Genomic DNA, 23,284 nt, shown 5'->3' on the forward strand with positions numbered 1-23,284 from the left:
ACCCGTGGAGAGACATATGTCTGGAACTCGAAAGTTACAGCGTTGGGTAGGCGAGGTCTCAGGAATAGAGGAGACCTGGAACCCGAAATGGCAGCGCCATTTACCGGCCCAGGCGCCCTTCGAGTGGTTGGCGAAAGGTTGGCGTGACCTGATCACTTTCCCGATGCCCAGCCTGAGCTACGGGATAACCGTCTTCGTCGTTTCCTTCCTGATCATCTGGCTCCTCTTCGCGACCGGACGCGACTATTTCTTGTTCCCCGCCGTTGCAGGTTTCATGATCATCGCGCCGCTCCTCGCCACGGGCCTTTACCTGAAGAGCTCGCGCCTCGAGCGCTCCGAGCCGGTCACTCTTGGGAGCATGCTCCGCGTCAGACCGGTGGCCGGCGCCCAGGTGTTCTTCACGGGGCTTCTGCTCTGCATGCTCATGCTGCTCTGGATGCGTGCGGCCGTGCTCATCTATGCCTTGTTTTTTGGAGTTCGGCCGTTTCCGGGCCTAGGGCATGTCACGCAACTGCTTCTGACGACGCCGACCGGTTGGGCCATGCTCGCAGTCGGCATTTTCATAGGCGCGCTTTTTGCGGGCTTTTCCTTTGCTATAAGCGTGTTCTCCATCCCGATGCTTCTGGACCAGCGCATCGATGCGTTCACGGCAATGGGGATCAGCGTGGCGCTTGTCTGGAACAATCTCCGTCCGATGCTCGTCTGGGGCGCGATTGTGCTTGGACTGTTCCTGGTAAGCGTCGCCACCGGGCTGATCGGTCTGGTCGTGATCTTCCCCTTGCTCGGGCATGCAACGTGGCACGCCTACAAGGCGGTGCACTAGTCATGTCCTGCTGTTCCGGGATAGCCGTTGCAAGCGCTGGGGCCGCTCCTCGGACGAGCCCGCAGGCTGAGGAGATCCGGCTTGCGAGCCGCGATCTCGGCGACGGCCTTCGCCAAACCGTATTGGCGCTGCCCGACATGCATTGTGCCGCCTGCATCGCTGCCGTCGAAGGCGTGCTTAGGAAACTCCCCGGCGTGGAACTCGCACGAGTGAATCTGTCCTCCCGGCGCGTGACCATCAACTGGCGCGGCAATGACGACGAGAGCCCGGATTTCACCGCCGCACTTGTGAAAATCGGCTATGCCTCGCATCTGGCCTCCATTGAGGAGGACACCCAGGATCCGGTGCTTTCTTCCCTTCTAAAGGCGCTCGCGGTTGCCGGCTTCTCGGCGATGAACATCATGATTCTCTCGGTATCGGTCTGGTCCGGGGCTGATCCCGCGACGCGCCATGCTTTCCATCTGATCTCGGCCGCGCTCGCTCTGCCGGCGATCGTCTATTCCGGCAGGATTTTTTATCGCTCGGCCTGGGCGGCGCTGCGGCACGGCCGCACCAATATGGACGTTCCGATCAGCGTCGGCGTTCTCCTTGCCTTCGCCCTGAGTGTTTACGACACCCTTCACAACGCGGCTTATGCCTATTTCGACGCGAGCACGTCCTTGCTGTTCGTCCTGCTGGCAGGGCGAGCACTGGATCACCTGGTGCGGGGCAAGGCGCGTTCCGCCGTCGGAGCGCTTGCGAGGCTCGCGCCGCGGGGCGCCAATTCGATCCGGGCGGACGGCGCGATTGATTACGTCTCGCTTTCCGAGATCAAGCCTGGCATGCATCTGCTGGTCGCCGCCGGCGAGCGCGTGCCGGTCGACGGCGTTGTTGTCAAAGGCGCCTCGGAGCTTGATTGTTCGCTCGTTTCAGGGGAGAGCGAGTGGAAGCGTGCAGCGCCGGGAAGCGCATTGCAGGCGGGAGTGATGAACCTCGCCAATCCGCTGACACTGGTGGCGACCGTATCCGCCGACGGTTCTTTCCTGGCCGAGATGACCCGCATGATGGAGGCTGCCGAGAGCGGGCGCTCCAATTACCGCCGAATCGCTGATCGCGCCGCAAGCTTGTATGCGCCCGTCGTGCACGGTGTCGCCCTCCTTTCCATGTTCGCATGGCTTTACGGAACCGGAGATCTCCACAAGTCAGTCAGCATTGCCATCGCCGTGCTGATCATTACCTGCCCATGCGCCCTTGGACTTGCCGTGCCGATGGTACAGGTGGTGGCGGCACGGCGCCTCTTCGAACGCGGCATCATGGCGCGCGACGGGTCCGCATTCGAGAGACTGAACGAAATCGACACCGTACTCTTCGACAAGACCGGGACGTTGACCTTCGGCGAGATGCGTCTGGTCAATGCGGACGACATTGAGCCCCGGCTCTTGTCTCTGGCCGCGGCGATGGCGAGGGTCTCGCGGCATCCCGCCTCCGCGGCCATTGCCATGGCGGGCGCAGGACGGCACGGGTCCCCTCTGGAGTTCGAGAGTCTGGAGGAGATTCATGGCTGCGGAATCGAGGGGCGGGCAGGGAATGCGGTCTACCGTCTCGGGCGCCCGTCGTGGGCGTCGAATGCAAGGCAGGTCGACCTGGGAACGGCGTCGGTAGCCGTGCTGTCGAAGGACCGCGAAAAGATAGCGGTTTTCGCATTTGAGGACTCCATCCGTCCTGGCGCTCGAGAGCTTGTACAGACACTCCGCTCCGCCGGCTATTCACTAGCGATAGTTTCAGGAGATGCCCATCCCGCGGTTTCGTCCGTCGCCAAGCAGTTGGGCATCGAGAAGTTCTCGGCCGAGCTACTTCCGGGTGAAAAGGTGAAGGCCATCCGGTCATTGGCCGAGGCGGGCAGCAAGGTGCTGATGATCGGCGACGGCCTCAACGACGCGCCGGCTCTTTCCGCCGCACACGTGTCGATCGCCCCGTCGTCGGCGACGGACATCGGGCGAAGCGCGTCCGACTTCGTCTTCCTTGGTCACAGCCTGCTGGCTGTCCGAGAAGTCATCCAGACCGCGTCCAGGGCCGATGTGCTGATCCGCCAGAACTTCGGAATGGCAGTCGCCTACAATATCGTCAGCGTGCCCTTCGCAATCGCTGCACTGGTCACGCCGCTCGCTGCGGCGCTGGCCATGTCCTTTTCCTCGATCGTCGTCGTTGGAAACGCGCTGCGCCTCGGTGCAAAGGTTGGAAAGGGCCCGCGCTTTTTCCGGGCGACCAAACCAGTCACGGCAAAGCCATGAACTATCTTGCGGTTCTTGTACCGGTGGCATTGGCGATGGGCGCTGTCGGACTGCTGGCATTTCTCTGGTCGCTGCGTGCGGGTCAATATGAGGACCTGGAGGGGGCGGCTGAAAGAGTCCTGTTGGACGATGAGGAAGACGAGGGACCGCCGGCGGACCCGGCCAGGGACGGAACCGCCAGCACAGGCCAGCGTTCTGGACCGAAAGAAGACGATGAAGCGACGCTGCACCCCGGAGGATCCAATGCCAAACACGGATGAACACATGGACAACCGCTCCCCGGAGCAAGCTGTGGAGAGGTCAAGTTCGAAACAGAACGACATGCCGGACCGCCAGATTGATCCTTCGGAGTCCGTGACCTTGTTTGCAATTGCCCTTGGCGCGATCGGCGGTCTAGTCGGCCTCGTCGCCGGGATCACTCTCCTGTCGAATTCCGGACTCGGGGCCGCTGTCCTCAATTGTCTAATTGCAGTCCTTGCTGGTGGGTCTGCGGGGATCGTCGCCGGGGGGACGCTGGGAGCGGCGATCGGCATCACGCGCGGCATCCGGGTGCCTAGACAAGTCGGGCCTTGATCACCACGGCTATCGCGTCGCTTGAAACCGGACCTATTGCGACGCTGGTTTTATCGCTGTTGCCAAAGCGTCGGCGGTAAACGCCAATCGTTAGGGCGAATGCGGCCAGCTGATCCGCGAATAACTGCGCTTATCTCTCCGACCCCGCGTTTGTTGATCTGGAACAAGGATTGTTCCAACAGGCTCGTCTATTTGCTGCATCGAGTGCTGCGCCCGAATGGAGAATGGACGATGGCGAGACGACGAACGGGATTGAGCCGAGGGCTGGCGCTGGTCGCCGCCTGCATGCTCGTCCTGCAGTCCGTTGTCCACGCTTTTGCCGGTCAAGGACCGGTTGTCCGACAATTGGATCCCTTCGGCGATCCCCTCTGCATTACGGGGGCAAGCCACTCCGACACTGACCCTGGCGGCCGCGATCACGACAGGCTGGCCGAGTGCTGTATCCTCGGATGCGGCCTGTCCTCAGCTTTGCCTGCAGCACCTGGCGGTCTCGCGTCGGTTCCTGTAACGCCGCGGTCTTCAAGCGCTGTCCTGCCCCCATCCTGCGAGCTGTTGGTTCGCAGAAGCGACCATGATCCCGGCTGTCCCCGAGCTCCGCCGCCGACTGCCTAGATCGCGTCGAGCGTGTTTTCCCACGCCGGAAACTTCCTGGCGCCTGGACCAACGTTAGTCGAGGTGCGGGCTATCCGAACTTCGTGAACTGCGGGCTGCTGTCCAGTCCCCAACTCAACCCCTTCAGCTGTGAAGCGGACCGGCGACGCTGGTCCTCGCGAACCCCGCCGACGCGAGCCGGCATTCGATAAGGAGAGAAGTCCAATGCTAAAGAAACTGGTGCTGACCGCCCCCCTGATTGCCGTTGGTGCGGGAGCGGCGATCGCTCACACCTCGCTCGAAACGAAGGAAGCTCCGGTAGGCGCGAGCTATAAGGCCGTCTTCCGCGTGCCGCACGGCTGCGACGGGAAGCCGACCAACGCGGTGCGCGTCCAGATTCCGGAGGGCGTTATTGCCGTTAAGCCGATGCCCAAGCCCGGCTGGACCCTGGAGAAGGTAAGCGGCGCCTACGAGAAGTCCTACGACAACCACGGCACCCCGACGAAGGAGGGCGTGAAGGAGGTGCTGTGGAAGGGGGGCCATCTGGGAGACGACGAGTACGATGAGTTCGTAGTGCGCGTTTATCTGACGTCGGACCTGCCGGCGGGCAAGGTGCTCTATTTCCCGACCGTGCAGGAGTGCCCCGACGGCGCGGCTGAACGATGGATCGAGATCCCGGCAGAAGGCCAGAGCGGCGACGATCTCGAGTTTCCGGCTCCCGGTGTAAAGCTCCTCGAAAAGGCGGGCAGCCACTAAAAACAATGAGAGGCGGAGGGAAGCGTGCACTCGAGGCGCGCTTCCCTATATGGCTGACGGAGATTGGCATGATCAACCCGCGCTTGGAGGGACGCCGATGCCACGCCCCGGCTCGCATGCTGGCGCTTTCGGTGCTGGCCTGTTCCGCATGGCTCTGGCTCGCCGCAACGGCCTTCGCGCATGCATCGCTGGTCGAGACCAACCCGGCAGACAACGCCGTGCTCGCCGAGGCGCCTGCGGCGTTTTTGATGACCTTCAGCGAGGTGATCTCGCCGCTCTCCCTCAGACTGGTCGGGCCGCACGGCTCGAGCGTTAGCCTCGAACACTACGAGCTACGCGATCGAACACTGAAAATCGAACCACCATCCAGACTCGTCCGGGGCACGCATGTGCTTTCCTGGCGTGTGGTCTCCGAAGACGGACATCCGATCGGTGGTTCGGTGATCTTCACGATTGGGGCGCCGAGCGCAACGCCTCCCGCAGCCGCAGTGGGCATAGACTGGGAGGTTGGCACGGCAATATGGATGGCAAAGCTCGCCCTCTATCTCGGCCTCTTTCTAGGAATTGGCGGGTCGTTCGCGCTGTCGTGGCTTGGAAAGGGCGAGCGCTCCGGAACCGTGGCCATTCACATCATTCTCGGCGTCGGACTCGTCGGAGCGCTGCTGTCTGTCGGTTTCCAGGGTCTCGACGCGCTCGCCGTTCCTCTTCGGCGCCTCGTGCATTTGGCTACTTGGCAAGCTGGAATGAGCACTAGCTTCGGCCGGACCTCCGTCGTCGCCGTTCTTGCATCTGTGATGGCGACCTTTGCGCTGGTCGCGAAGGGCGGCTGGGGGCGCCTTCTTTCTCTGGCTGCGCTCAGCGGGACCGGTCTGGCACTTGCGCTGAGCGGCCATGCCAGCGCCGCGGAACCGCAATGGGTTATGCGCCCGATGGTCTTCCTTCACGGCGTCGGGATTGCGTTCTGGACAGGAGTGCTTACACCGCTGGGACTAGCGCTGGCACGTCGCACACCAGAGTCTGCGGGCATACTGCGCCGCTTCTCCACCACGATCCCGCTCGTTCTCGCCTTGCTGATCGTCGCTGGCATGGTGTTGGCCGTGACCCAGGTTCGCAAACCGGCAGCATTGGTTGAGACCGCCTACGGGGTGGTACTCCTCGCCAAATTGGCTTTGTTTGTTCTGCTTCTTGCTCTTGCGGTGTTTAATCGCCTGCGGCTGACGGAGCCGGCAGAGCGACGTGACGCACCGGCTGCAGGGCGCCTCGCTCGGTCGATCGCCATCGAAACCGTCGTCGCCGTCTTGATCTTCGGCGTAGCCGCAGTATGGCGGTTCACGCCCCCGCCGCGCGCATTGGAAGTTGCCGCTTCCCGACCTGCAGCCGTTCATCTCCATGCAGCGCGAGCCATGGCGAATGTGCGGCTCTCGCCAGGCCGTGTCGGTCAGGTGGCGGCATTCATCGAGGTGTTCGGCAAGGACGGGCAGGTCCTCGCGCCAAGGGAGGTGACGCTCGTCCTTTCCAATCCCGCGTCTGGCATAGAAGCGATCCGGCGGCCCGCGCAGCCCACCGGGGAGAGAAACTGGCGCGTCGATGGTCTCGTGGTGCCCTTGCCCGGCGCTTGGCATGTGCGGCTTGATCTCCTGGTCTCCGATTTCGAGCTCGTGAAGCTCGAGGGCAAGGTTGGAATCCGGCCCTGAAGATGCCCCTTGCTTAGCTTAACATCCACTGGGGGGCGAAGTCTCGAGCGGCCAGGACGCCGTGTTCGACAAGACATTCGGCAAGCCACTTTCCTGCAGGCACAAAGGCGCGCGTGCTCTCTCTCTGCGAAAGCACAATTCTGGAGCGCGACGTTGAAAGCACTGTTTGCGCAGGCGCAAAGACGTGCGGACCAAAATTCTGCAAAAGGAATGTCGAATTCAGGGACGCGAATTCGGCGCGATACCGGCTTCGGCCAGCGGGATCCAAGCACACACCTGGGAAGAAACACGGCAAAGGAAAAGCTCATGACGGAAATAAGCCTCGACAACACCGTGTCAGCGATCGCAGCAGAGCTGCCCGGAGCCGCGGAACTATTCCGGGGACATGACATCAGCTTCTGTTGCGGCGGCGACGTCCGACTCTCGGAAGCCGCCGTCAAGGCGGGTCTCGCACCGTCGGCGCTGCTTGCAGAGTTGCAAGCCCTCGAAGTGGCCGCGAGACGAGACGCACCTGAGCAGACATCGGACCTCATCGGACACATCCTGGACAGATATCACCAGACGCACCGTGCGGAGCTCGCCTGGCTCATCCCGCTCGCCCAGAAGGTGGAGCGGGTGCACGGAGACCACCCGTCGGCACCGATAGGGCTCTCCCAGGTTCTTGAGCACCTGCGGGACGACCTTGAGAGCCACATGATGAAAGAAGAGCAGGTCCTCTTCCCGATGATGCAACGCGGCGGCAGTGCGGTGATCGCCCATCCGATCATGCGGATGCGAGACGAGCACGAGGAGGAGGCGGAGCATCTCCGGACGATCGAACATGTGATCCATGGGCTCTCGCTGCCGCCAGGCGCCTGCGGCTCGTGGACCGCGCTTTATACGGGACTGCGCAAGTTCACCGACGACTTGATCGCGCACATGCATCTCGAGAACGCCGTGCTGTTTCCGCGCTTCGAAGACCAGTCCCAGGCGGCCGTTTGACTTACGAGTCGACCGATTGGGGTTCCATCTGGCGGGCGCCATACCGACCCCTGTTTTTTCTCGCGGGACTATGGGCGCTTGTCGTGCCCATGGTCTGGCTCGTCCCGCAACAACTCGCACCGGACAGGGTCGAGTGGCACAGCCGCGAACTTGTGTTCGGCATGGGGGGAGCTGCGGCAGGGGGCTATCTCCTGTCGGCCTTGCCAGCCTGGACGAAGAGGAGGGCGGTCTCGCCGGCCGCCACTATGATTGCAACCTGGCTCTGGTGCGTCGCCCGTCTTACCGGCGCGCTCTCGGACCATTTGCCCTTTATCGCTGCCGCGACCGGGGTGTCCGCCTATTTTGCGTTCCTGACTGCGATGTTGATGCATGGCATTGTTGTCTCCGGGGCGTGGGATCGGTGCTGGGCGCCGCTTGGGACGGGCGCGCTTGGCATAAATGCCTTGGTTAGCATCGGCGATGGCCCGGGTCCCAAGCCGCTGCTTTATGCCGTGCTGATCGTTTTAATAGGCGGACGCGCCGTGCCCGCTTTCACGCGATCCTGGCTGGACCGGAGAGGAAGAGGGAACCTGCTCTACACTCGGCGGAATCTTTCCCACCTGGCGATAGCGGGCACTCTCCTCGCAGCCTGTCTTCATGGCGCTTGGCCGCCCACGCTGCCAGGTCTCCTGCTGTTGTTTTCGGGCGCTGTGCTGCTGTGGCAGATGAGCGCATGGCGGAGCCTCTGGACCCGCCGCTATCCGGCCCTGTTCATCCTGCATGTTGCCTTCGCCTGGACACCGACGGCGCTCATTCTCGGCGGTCTTTCAGCTATTATACCCGACCAGGTTCCAGCAGATGACGCCCTGCACGCGCTGACGATGGGCGCGATGAGCACGATGATCGCGGCTTTGATGATGCGGCCAGCCATGGTCCGCGACGGCGAGTCCCTGATCCTCGGTCGGGCCATGGCGGTCGCGTTCTCACTCGTGTCGCTCTCGGCGCTGCTGCGGATTTCCGGCGGCTGGTTGAATGAAAACGCTTTCGACACCGTCGCTGCTGCCGCAATCTGTTGGATGGCGGGGTGGACGCTCTTCCTCGTCGCATATTTTCCGGCCATGAGCGGTCCTGTTCCTAGACCCGCGTTCAGCGCCGCACTCGGCAATAAGGTCGAGCGTGGCAACGGCATCACGGCCGCGGAAGGGGTTTCTATGTCCGCAGAGCACCAAGGTGCCGGTGCTTGAGAATGCCCCTCCGATTAGATGTATCTTGCAGGAGAGAGTCATGCAGGTTCAACGAGATCAAAATGGAGATTTCACATTCGACCCCGCTGCGCTCGCGGATCGTTTCCAGCTCTCAAGCGACGACTTGCGTCGGAACATCCGTAGGGGACTCGTCACCAGCACGGTCGAGCGCGGCGAGGGTGAAGACGCTGGCACGTGCCGCTTGCGCGTCAAAATCGGGAACCGAATATGGACCGCAATCCTGAACAGCGAGGATCGCGTGATCAGCGAAGAAATGACCTTTTATCGCGCGAGCTCGCGTACTGAGATCAAACTGGCGTCAGACGGATCTTGACCCAGACCATTCGCAGGGGAAGGCCAGCCGCGGCCAGTCTGAAGGCCGGCCCCTCGGCCCTTGGTCGAAAACCGCTTCGTCCGGTGGTACCCTCACTCGGCGAATAAATTGGGGCCGAATACTTCGTAGTGAATATGCGCTTCGGAAATGCCAAGGCTGAGCAGCTTGTCGTGCTGCATGCGCATGAACGGAACCGGTCCGCAGATGTAATAGTCGGCCTCCTCGAGGAGGATGCTGTCCTTGATCTCCTCGACGTCGACCAATCCGGGAAAATCGTAGTCATGCCCCTCGATATCCGTCGGCAGGGGCTCGTTGTAGAAGATGAACAGCTTGAATTCCGGGTAGGTGCGGGAGGCTTCCTTCAGACGGTCACGCATCGCATGCACTGCGCTGTTTCGTGCGCCATGCACGAACACGACCTTCCGCGGCGGTGTCTGGAGCGCCTTCTTCAGCATACTGACCATCGGCGTCAGACCGACCCCGCCGCTGATCAGAACGATCGGCGTCGTCGCGGTGACGTCGATGTAGAAATTCCCGTAGGGAGCGGCGAGCTTGAGTTCATCGCCGACATTGACATCATCGTGCAGCAAGGACGAGACGTAGCCGGGCGTCCCCAAGCCGCCATCTTCTCTCTTGACGGAAATGCGATAGCTGCGTCCGTTCGGAGAATCCGAAAGGCTGTATTGGCGTATCTGCTGGTACCCGAGCTTTGGCACATGCACCGCGACACTCGTGTATTGTCCAGGCTCGAAATCCGCCACCTGTCCACCGTCCGCCGGCTCCAGCACGAATGAGGTGATGACATCGCTCTCCGGGTGCTTCTCACGGACGATAAAACGACGCCAGCCGGTCCAACCACCGGAGCGTTCGTCCGAGCGCTCATAGAGCTCACTCTCCATGCCAGCCATAATATCCGCCAGATTGCCATAGGCCTGTTCCCAGGCTGAAATGATTTCATCTGTCGCGGCATCTCCCAGCACCTCCTTGATCGATGCAAGCAGATGTTCTCCGACGATGGGGTATTGTTCCGGTCGCACGCCAAGGCTGGCGTGCTTATGGGCGATATCCTTCAGCACCGCCGAAAGGCTCTCCGGATTTTCGATGTTGGCCGCATAGGCGTAGACGGCGCGTGCGAGCGCTTGCTGTTGCTCGCCCCTTTCCTGGTGCGCCATGTTGAATATGTTCTTGAGTTCCGGGTGCGCCTGAAACATCCGCTTATAGAAATGCTGGATGATCGCATGCCCGTGCTGCGCGAGCACTGGGGCCGTGGCTTTGACGATATCTTTGGTCTTCTGGGTCAGCATTTGGGGCTCTCCTTTGGCCACTGAACGGCTCTTCAAACAACCGGGGCGCTCTGACTGCGCCGGGTTCAACATACGAGTGCAGCTGTCTCGGCTGCACTGACTGTGCATCATTCCGCTGACGCTGACGCAGACCTTGAATTCTACTCAGCAATGGAGCGGAATTGCGCGGATTGAGCTTCAGATCTTGTCGTTTTCTGACCCCCGGATCTTTGGACCACCGGCGTCACGCACGGCCGCACCGCTCGTGCGCACCCGAAGTGGAGATCATTTCAACGGTCAGTTCCGAATGGTGCTCGCACGCGATGCGAACAGCCGAACTGCCCATGAGGCTGAAGGCGGTTGAGAAGGCGTCGGCAGCCGTCGCAGTCGGGGCTACGACGCTGACCCGTCGATAGAGTCTTGGCGTTGCCCCGCTCAGCGGGTCGAGAATGTGGCCGAACCGGCCGGAGCCGCCGAACCGGAAGCCGTCCGGGCTCGATGTCGCGACGGCCCTGTTGACGAGGTTCAGTACGCTGTCCGGCGTGCCGGCATCTTCTCGCGTCGCAAGTCCGACCCGCCACGGCCGGCCGTCGTGCTGCGCCCCGATGGCGCGTGTTTCGCCCATGCTGACGAGACTGTTCGCCATACCCGCATCCTTGAGCAGGCCGACGATCCGGTCGGTGATGTAGCCCTGGGCTATGCCATTGAGGGTCAGCCCCATTCCCGGTTGGGAGAATACGACGCGATCGCGGTTGAACTTGAGCTTGTCCATGCCGACGCGCGACAATGCGCGCCTCTTCGCGGCCTCCGGCGGTCCCGCAGGATCAGCGTCGTTGGCGGAAAAGTGCTCTGCATAGAGCGTCCACAGAGGCTGAACGGTGGGGTCGAAGGCACCACCAGTCGCCACCCAGAAATCATGGCTCGCCTCGAGCAGGTTCACCAGATCCGACGGCGGAGCGGCGATCGCTCCGGTTCGGTTCAGTTCGGAGAGGACGGAATCGCTCTGGTAAAGACTGAACACCCTCTCGAGGCGCGACACCTCGGCAACGACACGGTCTATGAGCCGCGCCGCGGCTGCCTGGCTCTCTAAGTTCAGGATCAGTGTCGCGGGCGCGCCCAGGGCGCGGCCTTTCCACGTCAACGCGGCCACTGCGGCTTCGGCACGTCCGCCACGATCCAGCAGCGGGAGTCCGGCGGCAGCTGCCATGATGCAGATCGCCCGGCGGCGCGTAATCGGACTAACCATGAGTTTGAGCCTCCCCATGGCTCTCGGTTTCGATTCCCGCGCCGTACTCGGAGGCCCCGGTCCCCAGTACATAGTCCTTGGGAATTTCCTCGAATCCGCTCACCCGGCCGCCATTCCTTGCAGCGAAATCCCGTGCAGCGCGTTCGCTCGAAAACGGCACCGCCTCCTCGGCCCCCATTCCGCCCCTTACCTTGCTGCCGATGACGTAGAACGCCTTTGTCGCGTCGATCCAGTTCTGCGCTCCCGGCTCCCCCCAGCTCGGCGCTGCGCCCATGTCCGATACGTAGATCGCGGCGACGTCCTTGGGTTCCTCCGGTAACATCGTGAAGGCGACGGTGTCCCGCGCCGAAGAGAACCAGATGGGTTCGGGGATGTCCTGCAGGATGATCTGGCCCTTCGGCCCCGGATGCTCGAGGACGTTCATGCCGCAGTAGCGTCCCATTGCGTCGGCCGTGAGCGCATAGGGGGAGGGCATCATCGCATCCTCCTCCTTCTGGCAGCCGGCAAGGACAAGCGTTGCGGCGAGGATGGCAGTGGCGACCGTGAACCTCATAGCTCCCTCCTTGAGAAGATCAACGTGGCGAATCCGAGCGGTGCGAGCGTCCAGAACCCGAACGCTGCAAGCAGGACGGGCGCAGAAAGGCCGGTGTGGTCGGCGACGCCTCCCAGGGCCGAAAGAGCGCGTGCCCCACCGGAACCGAGGTTGAGCAGGCGGTAGACGTCGGTCGGGTTAGCGAGCAGGAGCAGGTTGAGCAGCCCGGTCGGAATGGCCAGCCCCTGCGCGGCAACGAGGCCGCCGAGCAGCGCCATGTCGTAGATCAATACGAAGAACAGCCAGATTCCAATCGCGATGCCCCCGGCCGTCGCGCGCTCCCTGGCCATCGAGCTTATAAGATAGCCGATCGACGCAAACACGGCCCCAAGGAAGATCGAGGACGCGATCATCGACCCGAAGGCCCGCCAGCTATCCGGTCCGACAGCGCTTCCCGTCGCGACCAGCGCCGCAGCAGCCGCGCCGTAGCCGAAGAGCGTTGCGAAGGCGAGTATCGCCAGATGACCGAGGAACTTCCCGAAGACGACCTCGCGGCGTCCGATAGGATAGCTGAGGAGAAGCAGCATCGTTCCTCGCTCCATCTCGCCGACGATCGCGTCATGCGACAGCAGGAGGGCGATCAACGGCACGAGGAAGATGGTCAGGCTCGAGAGGCTGACGATGACGACATCAAGCTTGTCGACGCCCACGCTACCGGTCGGCACGCTGCCAATGAAGGACAGCGTCAGGGCAAGTGCGGTCAGTAGCAAGGTGGTTGCCAATACCCACCGGTTCCGCATGCCTTCCTGGATTTCTTTCCCGGCGAGGGTGATTATATTGCTCATTTCGTTACCCCGCCCTTGAGAAAATGCGCGTAAAGGTCATCAAGCGTCGGTTCAGTGATCGTCAAGCCGGAGAGCAGCGCAGCATCTGCGGTGATCTCATGCAGCAGCGAGATCTTGCGGTCCGAGGAGACTTCCGCCTCGACGACGCCGTGCGGGCTGCGGCACCATTTCATGCCGCCGTTCAGCCAGGCAGGCGTGGCGTCGGCCTGGGAGAGCGTCAGGCTGATTCGCGTCGGCAGCCGGGCGATGCCACGAAGCTCCGCAAGTGTTCCGTCTGCGATCTTCACGCCATTGTTGACGATGATCACGCGATCGGCGCGGCCCTCGAGTTCGGTAAGGGCATGCGACGAGAGCAGCACGGTGGTGCCCTTTGCCCGCAGTTCGGTGATCAGCTCGTAGAAGTTCCGCCGCAGGGCCGGGTCGAGTCCGCTAGTGGGTTCGTCGAGGAGCAGGATCCGTGGCGTGCCGAGCAGGGCCTGCGCCAGGCCCAGGCGTTGTCGCATGCCCTTGGAATAGGTCCGGACGGGCCGGTCGACGGCTTCCTCGGCTAGCCCGACGCGCTCGAAAAGATCGCTGGCGGCTACACAGTCCACCCGCTTCAGCCGTGCGTAGAAGCGCAGAGTCTCCCGCCCTGTCAGCGCCATGTTGAAGGAGACGCTCTCCGGGAGATAACCCAGGCGTTGCCGTACCGCGAAGTCGCCCGTCGCCGGGTTCTCTCCGAGGACACGCACCAGACCTTTTGTCGGCCGGATAAGGCCGAGCATCAGCTTGATGAGGGTGGTCTTGCCGGCGCCGTTATGCCCGACGAGCGCGACGGTTTCGGCTGCTCCCAATCCGAAAGAAATGTCCCGCACTACGGTCGAGTTTCCGTAGCACTTGCTGACGTTGACTATCTCGACTGTCCCGGTCATTGCACGACCTTCCTGTCTGCCGGCACCATCAGCGGGTGGCTGTCGACGACGCCGCCGGGCAGGATTGCCGGAAACTGCGCCTGCGCCCAGCGGATCACCTGGACGGCGGGGCTAGTGGTCAGCAGCTTTGCCTGCGGGGAAGTCCATAATACCTTGTCGATTAGATCATTCGGTCTGTAGGGGCTATCGCCAACACCGTCGCCGTTGAGGTCGAAGGCGGGGTTGTCGCTCCAGTAATTGCCCTGTCCTTCAGACGACCAATCGAGGTGGCGCGTACCAACATACTTGACCTGATTTCGATTGCTGATGAAGGAGTTGCCGCTGATCAGGTTGCCCTCCGAGCCTGCGGTGAAGTGGATGCCGATCGCGCAGCCCTCGAACACGTTGTTCCGAAAGCGGTTCTTGTTAGCATTGTAGATGAATACGCATTTTTCCGGCCCAAGTCGGCGGACTTCAACTCCTGTCTGTTTCTCGTCCTCGGCCTTCGGAACGCCGTGCTCCGAGGACCGCGCCTTCAGCCAGCGGTCCGCCGGCTGAAGGCGGCCGACGACGATGTTCCCGGTGATCCGGGAGTTGTTCGCGTAGTTCAACAGAAGTCCGTGGTCGCGATCCCCGTCCGAGCGATTGCCTTCTATCTTGAGGCGGTTGGAATACATGATCGCATAGCCGACAGCGTTGCCAGTCGAGACGTTGTCGCTGATTTCGCTGTCGTTCGTGTACATGTAATGCACTGCGAACCGCAGTTGACGAAAGCGATTGCCGCTGAAGACATTCCGCTTGCTCGTTTTGCTGAAAATACCATCGCGCCCGTAGCTGACGTCATTGTCGACGACCCGCGCGCCCGGCGCGTTCCAGACCGATATGCCGTCCCCCGCCTCGCTGATCCTGCCATCGCGCAAGCCGATGATCCGGTTGCCTAGTGCCCAGGAGTCTCGTGCACCGTGAAGATAGATGCCGACGAGATTGCCGATGATCGCGTTCTTCTCCACGCGCGCTCCGGTCGCCGTCTGTGCCACGAAGATGCCGGAGTCCATTCCAGAAAGGTCCTTGCCCGAGCCTCTGATTTCGAGGCCGCGGACGATCGACTGCGGCGCCTTCACGGTTATTACGCTGCCTTTGCCGTTGCCCATGATAAGGGCTCCGGGTTCGCCTTCGAGCGTCAGCGTTTTGCCGATTGTGACCGGTCCCTGATGTTCGCCTTGCAGCACGATGACGTCGCCGGGCGAGGCGCGGTCGAGCACAGGCTGGAGCGGCAACCCGTCGGCAGCCTTCCGAATCGTTGCGGCCGAGACGGGACAGGCGAGGATGACGGCGGCAAGCGCCGCCATCCCGAAAGCCGATATGTTCGTCCGAACCATCAGGCGCCCTGCGCCTCCACGAGCATGCGGCCCTTCATCTCCATGTGCATCGCATGGCAGAACCAGGTGCAGTAGTACCAGTAGACCCCCGGCCTGCTCGCCTTGAAGGTGACGGAAGCGGTCGCTTGCGGTGCCACCTCCATGTTGATGCCGTAGTTGACGATGCAGAATCCATGCGTGAGGTCCTCGACCTCGTCGATATTCGTCACGTAGACCGTGACCTCGTCACCCTGCTTGACGGTGAAATCTTCCAGCCCGAAGGCCGGGGCGGCGGACGTCATGTAGACGCGGACCTTGTTGCCGTCTCGGATGACTTCCGAATCGACCATCAGGTCGATGTTGTCGGCCTTAGCCTGGGCGACCGCATCGGCGAAGAATGGATCGTCCCTGTTCCAGACATGGACGGGGTTGATCTTGGAGGCATGGACGATCGTCGCGTCATGGGGTTCGGCAAAGGTCGGATTGTCGTGCACGAGTACCATCTCGTCGCCCGAAATGTCGATCAGTTGGTCGTTTTCCGGCTTGAGCGGGCCGACGTTCAGGTAACGGTCCTTGGAGAACTTGTTGAGCGAAATTAGCCATTTGCCGTCCGCTTCCTTGGTCTGCCCCATGGACGTGTGGTTGTGGCCGGGCTGGTAATGGACATCGAGCTTGTGGCGAATGGGATCGACCTTCTCGCCCGCATAGGCCCGCTTGGCGTCCTCGATGTTCCATTTGCAAATTTGGCTGTCGATGAACAATGTCGTGTAGGCGTTGCCCTTGCCGTCGTAGGCGGTATGCAAGGGACCGAGACCGAGTTCCGGCTCGGCGACAACGGTGTCGCGGGGCTGGATTTTGTCATCGAAGAGATCGTCGAACTTGCGCACGTCGAACACGGTCACGGTCGGCGAGAGCTTGCCATTCGCAACGACGTGGATGCCGTCGGGCGCCGTGTTGATGCCGTGCGGACTGTTCGGCACGGGCACGTAGCGAGTGTAGGGCGAACCCTTGCGGCCGTCCAGCACCGGCACGCCGCCGATTTCCTTGTAGTCACCCTTTGCGACTCCCTCCTCGATCCGCTTCAGGTTGAAGATGACGACCCAGTCCTGCTCGCTCGCCATCATGTCCGCCAGGGTAAAGCCCTCTTCGGAATTGTAGCAGGTGGCAAAGCAGTACTTGCCCTGGTAGTCGGCGTCGACGTTGTCGAGGTTGCCGTCGACCATTACTTGCCAGGCGACCTCCATCGTCTCACCGTCCACGGCGGTGAATATCGCCTGGTAGGAGTTCTTATCGCCCATGGTCTTGCCGTCATTCGGGACTGGCACGGCGTCCTCGCCATTGCAGAAGACGTATCCGGTCTTCGGATATTTCTGGACCCGAAGCCCGTGGACAGTGTGCTGGTTCGGAAGCTGGATGATCTTGTCGCACTTCATGACGTCGAGCCGAATGCGGCAGACGCGGGAGTTGGATTTGTCGTTGGCGTAGAGGTAGCGCCCGTCATAGGTGCCGTCGGTGAACGACGGATGCGGATGGTGAAGGTCGCCGTTCAGGTAAAGACCCCCCTGATCCTTCAGGAACTCGACCGTTTCCGGCAGCAGCCCCTCGGTCATGACCTTGCGGCTTTCGTTGGTCTGGCCCCAACCGGTGGCACTGCACCGGTTGAAGACGGGTATCCGCATCATCTCGCGCATCGAGGGTGCGCCGAGAATACGGATTTCGCCCGACTGCCCGGATGAGAAGAACACGTAGTATTCGTCGAGCTCGCCCGGCTTCACTTCGTAGCTTCCGTCGGAAGCTGCCTGCGCCTTGGCCGGGGTCGCCGTGCCGCCAGAAAGCGTCAGCGCACCGCCTGCGCTCATAGCGCCGGCCGCCGCCATAAAGGCGGTGGTGCCAAGCATCTGTCGCCTGTTCAGACGCATCTTGGTTTCTTCGTTTGACATTGTGCCTCTCCTTGGATGTTGGCTTCAGACGGGATTTTCCGGCGTCGTTTCTGTCTTTCTGATCGGGGCGCCCTTGTGGGTCACGACGGTCTTCGACGGCACTTCCCCCCGCGAAACCGGGGTCGAAAGCGCCATGAACTTTTCGCGCTTCAGCCGCACCTGGATCATGTGCGGACACCGCTGATCGTCGTGGTAAAGCTCCTGGCAATGCATGCAGTAGATGCATTCGTTGACGTTGATGGCACCCTCCGGATGGATGGACTGGACCGGGCATTCCTTGGCGCAACGTTGGCAGGGCGAGCCGCATTCCGGCCACCGTTTCAGCCACTCGAACATGCGGATCCGGCCCGGAATGGCGAGTGCAGCGCCCAGCGGGCAAAGGTAGCGGCAGTAGAACCGTTCGATGAAAAGGCCGGCGGCGAGCACGGTGAGCGCAAACATGACGAAGGGCCATTCGCGGGCGAACTTCAGGATTATCGCCGTCTTGAACGGCTCCACTTCAGAAAACATCTCGGCAAGCGCGAGAGAGTAGAGCGACAGTCCGAACAGGCCGAGGAAGAGAATGTACTTGATCGGCCAGAGACGCTCATGCAGGCCCCAGGGCACTTTCACCTGAGGCACCTTCAGCAATCGCGCGACATTATTGGTCAGTTCCTGCAGGGCGCCGAACGGACATAGCCAACCGCAGAAGGGGCCGCGCCCCCAAAACAGGAGTGCGGCGGCCACGCTGCCCCACAGAAGGAAGACCAGAGGTGCGGAGAGGAAGAACTCCCAGTGGAATCCCATCACCAGGGAGTTAAAGAATGTCAGGACGTTGACAACGGAGAGCTGGGCGTTAGCGTACCAGCCGAGCCACACCAGGGTGAAGAGCAGATAGCCGCGTCTGACCCACGCAAACAGCGCCGGCCGCTTCACCAGCCAGTCCTGGAAGAAGAAGATTAGGGTCAGGACGAGCACGGAGGCTACCGTGACCGCAACCGACAGCCGGTTCATGTCCCACATTTTCACCCAGAGGGGCTGCTCTTCCGCAATCGGGTCGGCGGGTGCGGCCTGTTCGGCGGCGCTGACCGGCGGTGCCTGTGCGGTGGCTGTCTCGACGGTTACATACGCGTCGGGGAGCGTGTAACCCAGATTATAGGGCAGAACGGTCTTTTCGCGCCCGCCGGCACTTCGTTGCACCAGCAACTGCAGCTCCCAGGGGGCGGTCAAATCAAAATCGAACTCTGCCGAAATCACAAACAGGGCGATTTCGCGCAGCCGCGGCGCCCCGACCGCCGCGAGCGCCGGCAGCCTCGTATGGTAGCGGTCGCGGAACCGCAGCCCCTGGCCCTCCTGGAGCAGTTCGATGCGGTCGAAAATACCGCCCCGAACGTAGCCCGAACCCTTGAACGAATAGGCGCCATCTCCCGCGACGATTATCGCTTCCTCGCCGGGTTTCAGCTTATGGCGCATCTGCTCGTAACGAGCATCTCCGAGCAGCGACCTTCCGATTGCCGGCACGCTAACCGGCGCGACGTAGAGATCGATGAACCGGTCGCCGGGGTTGTGGGTCTCGGGCCGGCCTGCGGCGGCTAGCTGACCGGCCTGCCGAAACGCTTCGGAAACCTCGCCGACTGTCAGCCGTAGACTTCGAACGGAGCCGTCCCCGATCAAGGTCCGCCAGTCGCTCGTATCCGTCTTGTCAAGATCAAGCTTGCGGATCTCGGTAGTGGATCCGGCCGCCGTACCAGCATCCATCCCAAGCCTGCCGCTGCGGATCAGCTTGACGGAGGATCGGACGATGCTGTCGCCCATGACGAGGACGGTTACGGTGGCACCGCTGACGATATCGACTTGCGGGGGCCGATCGGCCCCTGCCGAGACGCGCCCAAGGTCCTTGCCGATGAGGGCATTGACCGAGGCGACGACCTTCGCTTCCGGAATGCCTATTAGAACGATAGGTTCCTTATGGTCGACAAGCTTAAGCCCGCGTACGACGCCTTTCGGATCGATTCCAACTACGACATGGATGGGCTTGCCGGAATAGCCGACGGAGCTTGTGACGTCGGAATTGAGATACGCGTAACCCAGCAGGCTGTCGCCGCGGAAAACGGGTGCGATCGGCGGATCGCCGGTGACCTCGCCGAAGCGGGTTGCACCTCGAAAAATTTCCTGCGGCTGCACTTTTTGAAGGTAGTTGGAAAGTTGGCCCGCGGCCATGCTTGGACCGGCCAACAAGATGGCGATGCAGAGAGTGACGAGGCCGCGCAGAAGGCGTTTGATTTGGTTCTTTTGTATCGCTGCTTGGTACATCGGATTTCCTGGGGCCACGGAGCCACTGCATCGCGGCCATTTCGCACGGCCCGAAATGTATTTCTTTGCGCCAGATCAACTCGATTAACTTCAACTCGGTCCAGTATGTCGAAGGTCGAGAAGATCGAGCTCAATTGCGCTACTTGCGCGTGCCACCGAGAGAGCAGGACATGCCGCAAAAGAGAACCGAACCCTGGGTAATGGCGTCGATGACGGAGTTGCTGTCGTTCGCCCGAGCGATGGAGCAGGAGGCAGTCGACGGCTATGTCGCCTTGGCCGCGCGCATGCGCGCCGAAGAACGCCCCGACCTCGCCGCAGTCTTCGACGGCCTTGTGGCGGAAGAGGAGGGGCATCTCGGAAAGGTGGACCAATGGCTAGGCGAGAGAGCGCCACAACCGGTCAACCTCCCAGAACCGTTCTTCGACGACGAGGGGGCGGGCGTTGTCGCTCCGGAGCTGCTGACGTCGTACCGCGCGTTTTCCATGGCGGTGCGCAATGAGGAGCGGGCCTTTGTCTTCTGGACCTATGCGGCGGCGCATGCGCCTTCCGAGGCAATCAGGCAGGCCGCCGAGCGACTGGCAAGGGAGGAACTGGGCCATGTGGCGACACTGCGTCGCGAGCGCCGCCGCGCCTTTCACGAAATGCGCCACGCGGAAGGCGGCTCAATGAGGGACGACTTGCCGACGCTCGAAGGGCGGCTCGCCGAACTGTTGATACGCATCCCTGCGGCTGCACCCGGAGAAACTGCGGAGCGGTTGCGCGGCTTGGCGAACGAGGCGCAGGAGCGCGCGACCGCTCTAATAGCAACGTCGCCTGGCGAAACGCCTCTCTTGCGGCACGTTCCCGCGAACGTCACCGGGCGGCTGGTCCCACTCTGCGAATTCCTGCTCGATTGCTATCTCGACCTTGCGGAACACGAAAGCACCGAGGCGGCAAGAGCTCGGATGCAGTCGTTCGCCAGCGACATCATCCGCTGCCTCTATGCAGCACGGGAACTTTAGGCTGCTGCCCGGGAGGCACTGGGCCACTCCGGCGCTGAAAGCCACTAATCCATAGACGATTAGCTTTGATTTCGCCGTCCGCTGGTACATCGGCGAAGCGGAGAGGCATTACCCCAGACGCTCCGAGCTTTTTGATCGGTTTCCTCCGGTGAAGAGGAGATTGATCCGGAACAATGCGCTCCATTCTCCTTTGACTAAATGTTCAGCGATCAGCAATCATCTCCCGCTTGCATCTGTCGGAAGGGAGAAGGCGCAGCCAAAGGAGACCACTATGGGAAACGGGACCGCAGATCTGATGACCCGAACAGGCCTTAAAATTCACGTCAGGCCCGTTCGGGCCGAAGATGAGCCGATGCTTGCCGAATTCTTCACCCATGTCACCAAAGAGGACCTGAGTTTTCGTTATCTTGCTGGCCTTAACGAGGTCGGCAAGGAGCGGATCGCGGCCCTCACCAATGTCGATCACGTCCGGACGGAGAATTACCTGGCTTTCGGCGAGAGCGGCAATCCGTTGATCGCCACTGCCATGCTGGCCTGTGATCCCGCATTCGAGCGAGGGGAGGTGGCGATCAGCATTCGCTCGGACTACAAGAATCTGGGCGTTGGCTGGGAGCTCCTCGGATTTCTCTCGCGGGTCGCCGAGGCAAAGGGCGTCAAGGTGCTCGAGTCGATCGAGCGGCGCGAGAACCGTGCGGCCATCGAAATCGAGCAGCAGATGGGATTCACCACCGTGACCGATCCCGACGACCCCACGATCCTCCTCGTCCGGAAGGAACTCAGAGCTGCGTGAGACGCCGCCGCGCGTAAGCAATTTTTGTTCGGCCGGAGCATGCTTCCGGCCGGAGTGCTGACATCTCCAGTCTGGACCACGATACCGTGAATGACTGTGGTAAGTTCAAACCGCGGAAGCTGGCGTGTTCCACTTCCAGACTTACGAAGACGGCCAGCTTCCTGGGTTGTTGGTCGTCCTGCAGCGTCTTGCGGATTCCGTTGGAAGTTGAAGGCATATCAATCAGTTCCGTAACTTCCGCCTAGCTCATATCCGCTCGGCGGGTCTACTTTTGGCAGCACGGGTCGTTGGTGGCGGAACGCTTGGACCTGCAATTGGTGTGATCCGCAAGGTGAGGGTTTCCAAACAGATATGGCAGTAAGCGTCATGCCAAATCCAGGCCGGCGAGGAAACCCAGTCCCAGCTTGCTGTCGCCGCCATGAGTCCGGCCGGCTGCGGCGGCCACGAGACCGGAAATCCCAGCTATCCTTGCGTTCAGCAGAAGGTAGAGGCCTGCCGACAGGCCAACCGTGAGGCAGCCTGTTGGTGGCCAGAGATAATTATTTCGGTCGCTGCGCTCACACCGCGTTGTCGGTCCGGGCGTCGATCCGCGACGATGGACTAGGTGTTTGATTGGAGTTGCCCCCAAAAGACCGGACATGCTCAGGTTGTTTAATCGCTAACTGTCCGTCAAGTGAATTCCTGTCATCGGCATCGGTCCGGCTTAGCACATAGGAGCCGTTTCAAAGTTGATTGGTGCCTACGTCGTGCGCGACCGCAGTGCTGGCAGCTGAGAAGCCGCTCGCGAGCGCGCCCAATCGTGCTGTAGCGAGTGAGAGTGGTGCGCCGATATCTTCCGGAGCAATCCAGTGCCGGGAGCACGGTTGTTTCCGCGGTCGGCAAATGCCGCCGCATAATGGGTCTTCGCAGGTAGGATCTTCCTATGTTTGAGGCGCAGTCTCAGAGAGCTGCCGCCTGAGTAACGGAATGATCAAACCCACGTCCGCAGCAGGGACGCTCCGTTCGTCAATCGAGATTTGACGAACGGAGGGAAGCTGGCGCTTGGCTTAGGCGAGATCGGCGCCAGCCGATGCGTTGAACTCTTCTCCTGTCTTGAGCATGCTGTGCATCATGACTGCGCGCTTGCGGGCGACTGCCACCGCGGCGCGCTTAAAGCCCAACCGCTCGCGCAGCTTCAGCCCCCAGACCTTGAGGCGGCACTCGGCCCTAGCGCTAGTTCTCGTCAAGAGCACCGTTGCCGCTTCGTAGAGCACCCCCCCGCAAATGGCTGTCGCCCCCGACGGGAGGTATGGCCATCATAGTCGACTTCGCCGGATGGATATCGTTGCGTCGTTAGCCCGAGCAAGCGCCCACCGACCGCGATGTTCTGAAGTGATCCGGGGCTTCAATCGCGGCCAACGTAGGAGACAGCCGTAACAGCGCCTATGCCCGGAATCGTCATCAGACGCTTTACAGCTGACTCTGCCGCGCCCGCGGGTAAAGGTCGCATTCGAACGGGCTTGCGCCCGATGGTGTCCGCGCACTCAAGCAGGTGAGCAACCTCTCGGCTGCCTTGCCCGCGGGAACTCTGGCCATTGCCGCCGGTGATTTCAACGTAAACTGCGCGGAGTCTCCGACAGAGGGTTTCTCGCGCTTGCTGCAGCGCGGAAACTGGTACGTGTCGCCCTTGGGACACATGGCCGAAGCCGCAGCCCCAAGGGGATGTGCGCAATCTGAACCGACGCTATACACGCTGGTATCCGAGCTGAAAGTTCAGAGACGGCCCGAAGCGGACCTCGGCGTCAGGATGCAAGGTCCGAATCGGGCGGGGAGTTGCCGTTCGGCTCGTCTGCCAGAACGAACACGTTCGCCGCAGACGTTGC

19 protein-coding genes and 2 pseudogenes are annotated in these 23,284 nt (G+C 61.8%); 11 read left to right on the plus strand and 10 right to left on the minus strand.

The window, feature by feature from the left end; all coding sequences use genetic code 11:
• The first annotated feature begins 16 nt into the window (after positions 1-16).
• From AC5J09_RS01555 to AC5J09_RS01595, 9 genes are all read left to right on the plus strand, one after another.
• Positions 17-823 (plus strand): DUF2189 domain-containing protein, encoded by an 807-nt coding sequence (locus AC5J09_RS01555; protein WP_494296675.1) that lies wholly within the window; start codon positions 17-19, stop codon positions 821-823.
• A gap of 2 nt (positions 824-825) precedes the next feature.
• Positions 826-3,093 carry a cation-translocating P-type ATPase gene (locus AC5J09_RS01560; RefSeq protein WP_494296676.1) on the plus strand — a complete coding sequence of 756 codons (2,268 nt, stop codon included), beginning with the start codon at positions 826-828 and terminating at the stop codon, positions 3,091-3,093.
• Complete coding sequence (gene ccoS / locus AC5J09_RS01565) at positions 3,090-3,353, plus strand: cbb3-type cytochrome oxidase assembly protein CcoS (RefSeq protein WP_494296677.1); 264 nt, start codon at positions 3,090-3,092, stop codon at positions 3,351-3,353. The genes AC5J09_RS01560 and ccoS overlap by 4 nt, the downstream gene beginning before the upstream one ends.
• Entirely contained in the window at positions 3,337-3,666 is a 330-nt protein-coding gene (locus tag AC5J09_RS01570) for a hypothetical protein (RefSeq protein WP_338280820.1), read from the plus strand. Before ccoS ends, AC5J09_RS01570 begins: the two co-directional genes overlap by 17 nt.
• Before the next feature lie 816 nt (positions 3,667-4,482).
• A complete protein-coding gene (locus AC5J09_RS01575) occupies positions 4,483-5,013 on the plus strand; it encodes a YcnI family copper-binding membrane protein (RefSeq protein ID WP_338280822.1) in 531 nt (176 codons plus the stop codon).
• A 68-nt stretch (positions 5,014-5,081) separates the two neighbouring features.
• A complete protein-coding gene (locus tag AC5J09_RS01580; protein ID WP_494296678.1) occupies positions 5,082-6,707 on the plus strand; it encodes a copper resistance CopC/CopD family protein in 1,626 nt (541 codons plus the stop codon).
• Between the two features lie 306 nt (positions 6,708-7,013).
• Positions 7,014-7,688 (plus strand): iron-sulfur cluster repair di-iron protein, encoded by a 675-nt coding sequence (ric, locus tag AC5J09_RS01585; protein ID WP_494296679.1) that lies wholly within the window; start codon positions 7,014-7,016, stop codon positions 7,686-7,688.
• A complete protein-coding gene (locus AC5J09_RS01590) occupies positions 7,685-8,911 on the plus strand; it encodes an NnrS family protein (RefSeq protein WP_494296680.1) in 1,227 nt (408 codons plus the stop codon). Before ric ends, AC5J09_RS01590 begins: the two co-directional genes overlap by 4 nt.
• Before the next feature lie 40 nt (positions 8,912-8,951).
• Positions 8,952-9,245, plus strand: a complete 294-nt coding sequence (locus tag AC5J09_RS01595) for a DUF6522 family protein (RefSeq protein ID WP_324765286.1) — start codon at positions 8,952-8,954, stop codon at positions 9,243-9,245.
• Between the two features lie 92 nt (positions 9,246-9,337).
• On the opposite strand, the gene hmpA is transcribed toward AC5J09_RS01595, so the two are convergent.
• The 8 genes from hmpA to AC5J09_RS01635 form a co-directional block, all read right to left on the minus strand.
• Positions 9,338-10,549 carry an NO-inducible flavohemoprotein gene (hmpA, locus tag AC5J09_RS01600; protein ID WP_494296681.1) on the minus strand — a complete coding sequence of 404 codons (1,212 nt, stop codon included), beginning with the start codon at positions 10,547-10,549 and terminating at the stop codon, positions 9,338-9,340.
• 223 nt (positions 10,550-10,772) lie between these two features.
• Positions 10,773-11,774: an FAD:protein FMN transferase gene (locus AC5J09_RS01605; protein ID WP_494296682.1), complete on the minus strand. Its 1,002-nt coding sequence runs from the start codon at positions 11,772-11,774 to the stop codon at positions 10,773-10,775.
• Positions 11,767-12,327: a nitrous oxide reductase accessory protein NosL gene (locus AC5J09_RS01610; protein ID WP_494296683.1), complete on the minus strand. Its 561-nt coding sequence runs from the start codon at positions 12,325-12,327 to the stop codon at positions 11,767-11,769. The genes AC5J09_RS01605 and AC5J09_RS01610 overlap by 8 nt, the downstream gene beginning before the upstream one ends.
• Positions 12,324-13,151, minus strand: a complete 828-nt coding sequence (locus AC5J09_RS01615; protein ID WP_494296684.1) for an ABC transporter permease — start codon at positions 13,149-13,151, stop codon at positions 12,324-12,326. Before AC5J09_RS01615 ends, AC5J09_RS01610 begins: the two co-directional genes overlap by 4 nt.
• The gene (locus tag AC5J09_RS01620; protein ID WP_494296685.1) at positions 13,148-14,062 is read right to left on the minus strand and encodes an ABC transporter ATP-binding protein; all 915 of its coding nucleotides are present in this window, start codon (positions 14,060-14,062) and stop codon (positions 13,148-13,150) included. The genes AC5J09_RS01615 and AC5J09_RS01620 overlap by 4 nt, the downstream gene beginning before the upstream one ends.
• Positions 14,059-15,420, minus strand: coding sequence for a nitrous oxide reductase family maturation protein NosD (locus AC5J09_RS01625; RefSeq protein ID WP_494296686.1), 1,362 nt, complete (start codon positions 15,418-15,420; stop codon positions 14,059-14,061). The genes AC5J09_RS01620 and AC5J09_RS01625 overlap by 4 nt, the downstream gene beginning before the upstream one ends.
• Complete coding sequence (nosZ, locus tag AC5J09_RS01630) at positions 15,420-17,339, minus strand: TAT-dependent nitrous-oxide reductase (protein ID WP_494296687.1); 1,920 nt, start codon at positions 17,337-17,339, stop codon at positions 15,420-15,422. Before nosZ ends, AC5J09_RS01625 begins: the two co-directional genes overlap by 1 nt.
• Positions 17,340-17,363: 24 nt before the next feature.
• Positions 17,364-19,631 carry a 4Fe-4S binding protein gene (locus AC5J09_RS01635; protein WP_494296688.1) on the minus strand — a complete coding sequence of 756 codons (2,268 nt, stop codon included), beginning with the start codon at positions 19,629-19,631 and terminating at the stop codon, positions 17,364-17,366.
• Positions 19,632-19,801: 170 nt separating this feature from the next.
• Here AC5J09_RS01635 and AC5J09_RS01640 point away from each other — a divergent pair, with 170 nt between their 5' ends.
• Complete coding sequence (locus AC5J09_RS01640; protein WP_494296689.1) at positions 19,802-20,632, plus strand: ferritin-like domain-containing protein; 831 nt, start codon at positions 19,802-19,804, stop codon at positions 20,630-20,632.
• Between the two features lie 271 nt (positions 20,633-20,903).
• Positions 20,904-21,422: a GNAT family N-acetyltransferase gene (locus AC5J09_RS01645; RefSeq protein ID WP_494296690.1), complete on the plus strand. Its 519-nt coding sequence runs from the start codon at positions 20,904-20,906 to the stop codon at positions 21,420-21,422.
• 376 nt (positions 21,423-21,798) lie between these two features.
• On the opposite strand, the pseudogene AC5J09_RS01650 reads toward AC5J09_RS01645, so the two are convergent.
• A pseudogene (locus AC5J09_RS01650) lies at positions 21,799-21,924 on the minus strand (YeeE/YedE family protein); the annotation flags it as partial.
• Positions 21,925-22,468: 544 nt separating this feature from the next.
• Positions 22,469-22,971, minus strand: a pseudogene (locus tag AC5J09_RS01655) (transposase); the annotation flags it as partial.
• Positions 22,972-23,284 lie beyond the last annotated feature (313 nt).

The sequence above is a fragment of the Sinorhizobium sp. genome, from assembly GCF_059070375.1.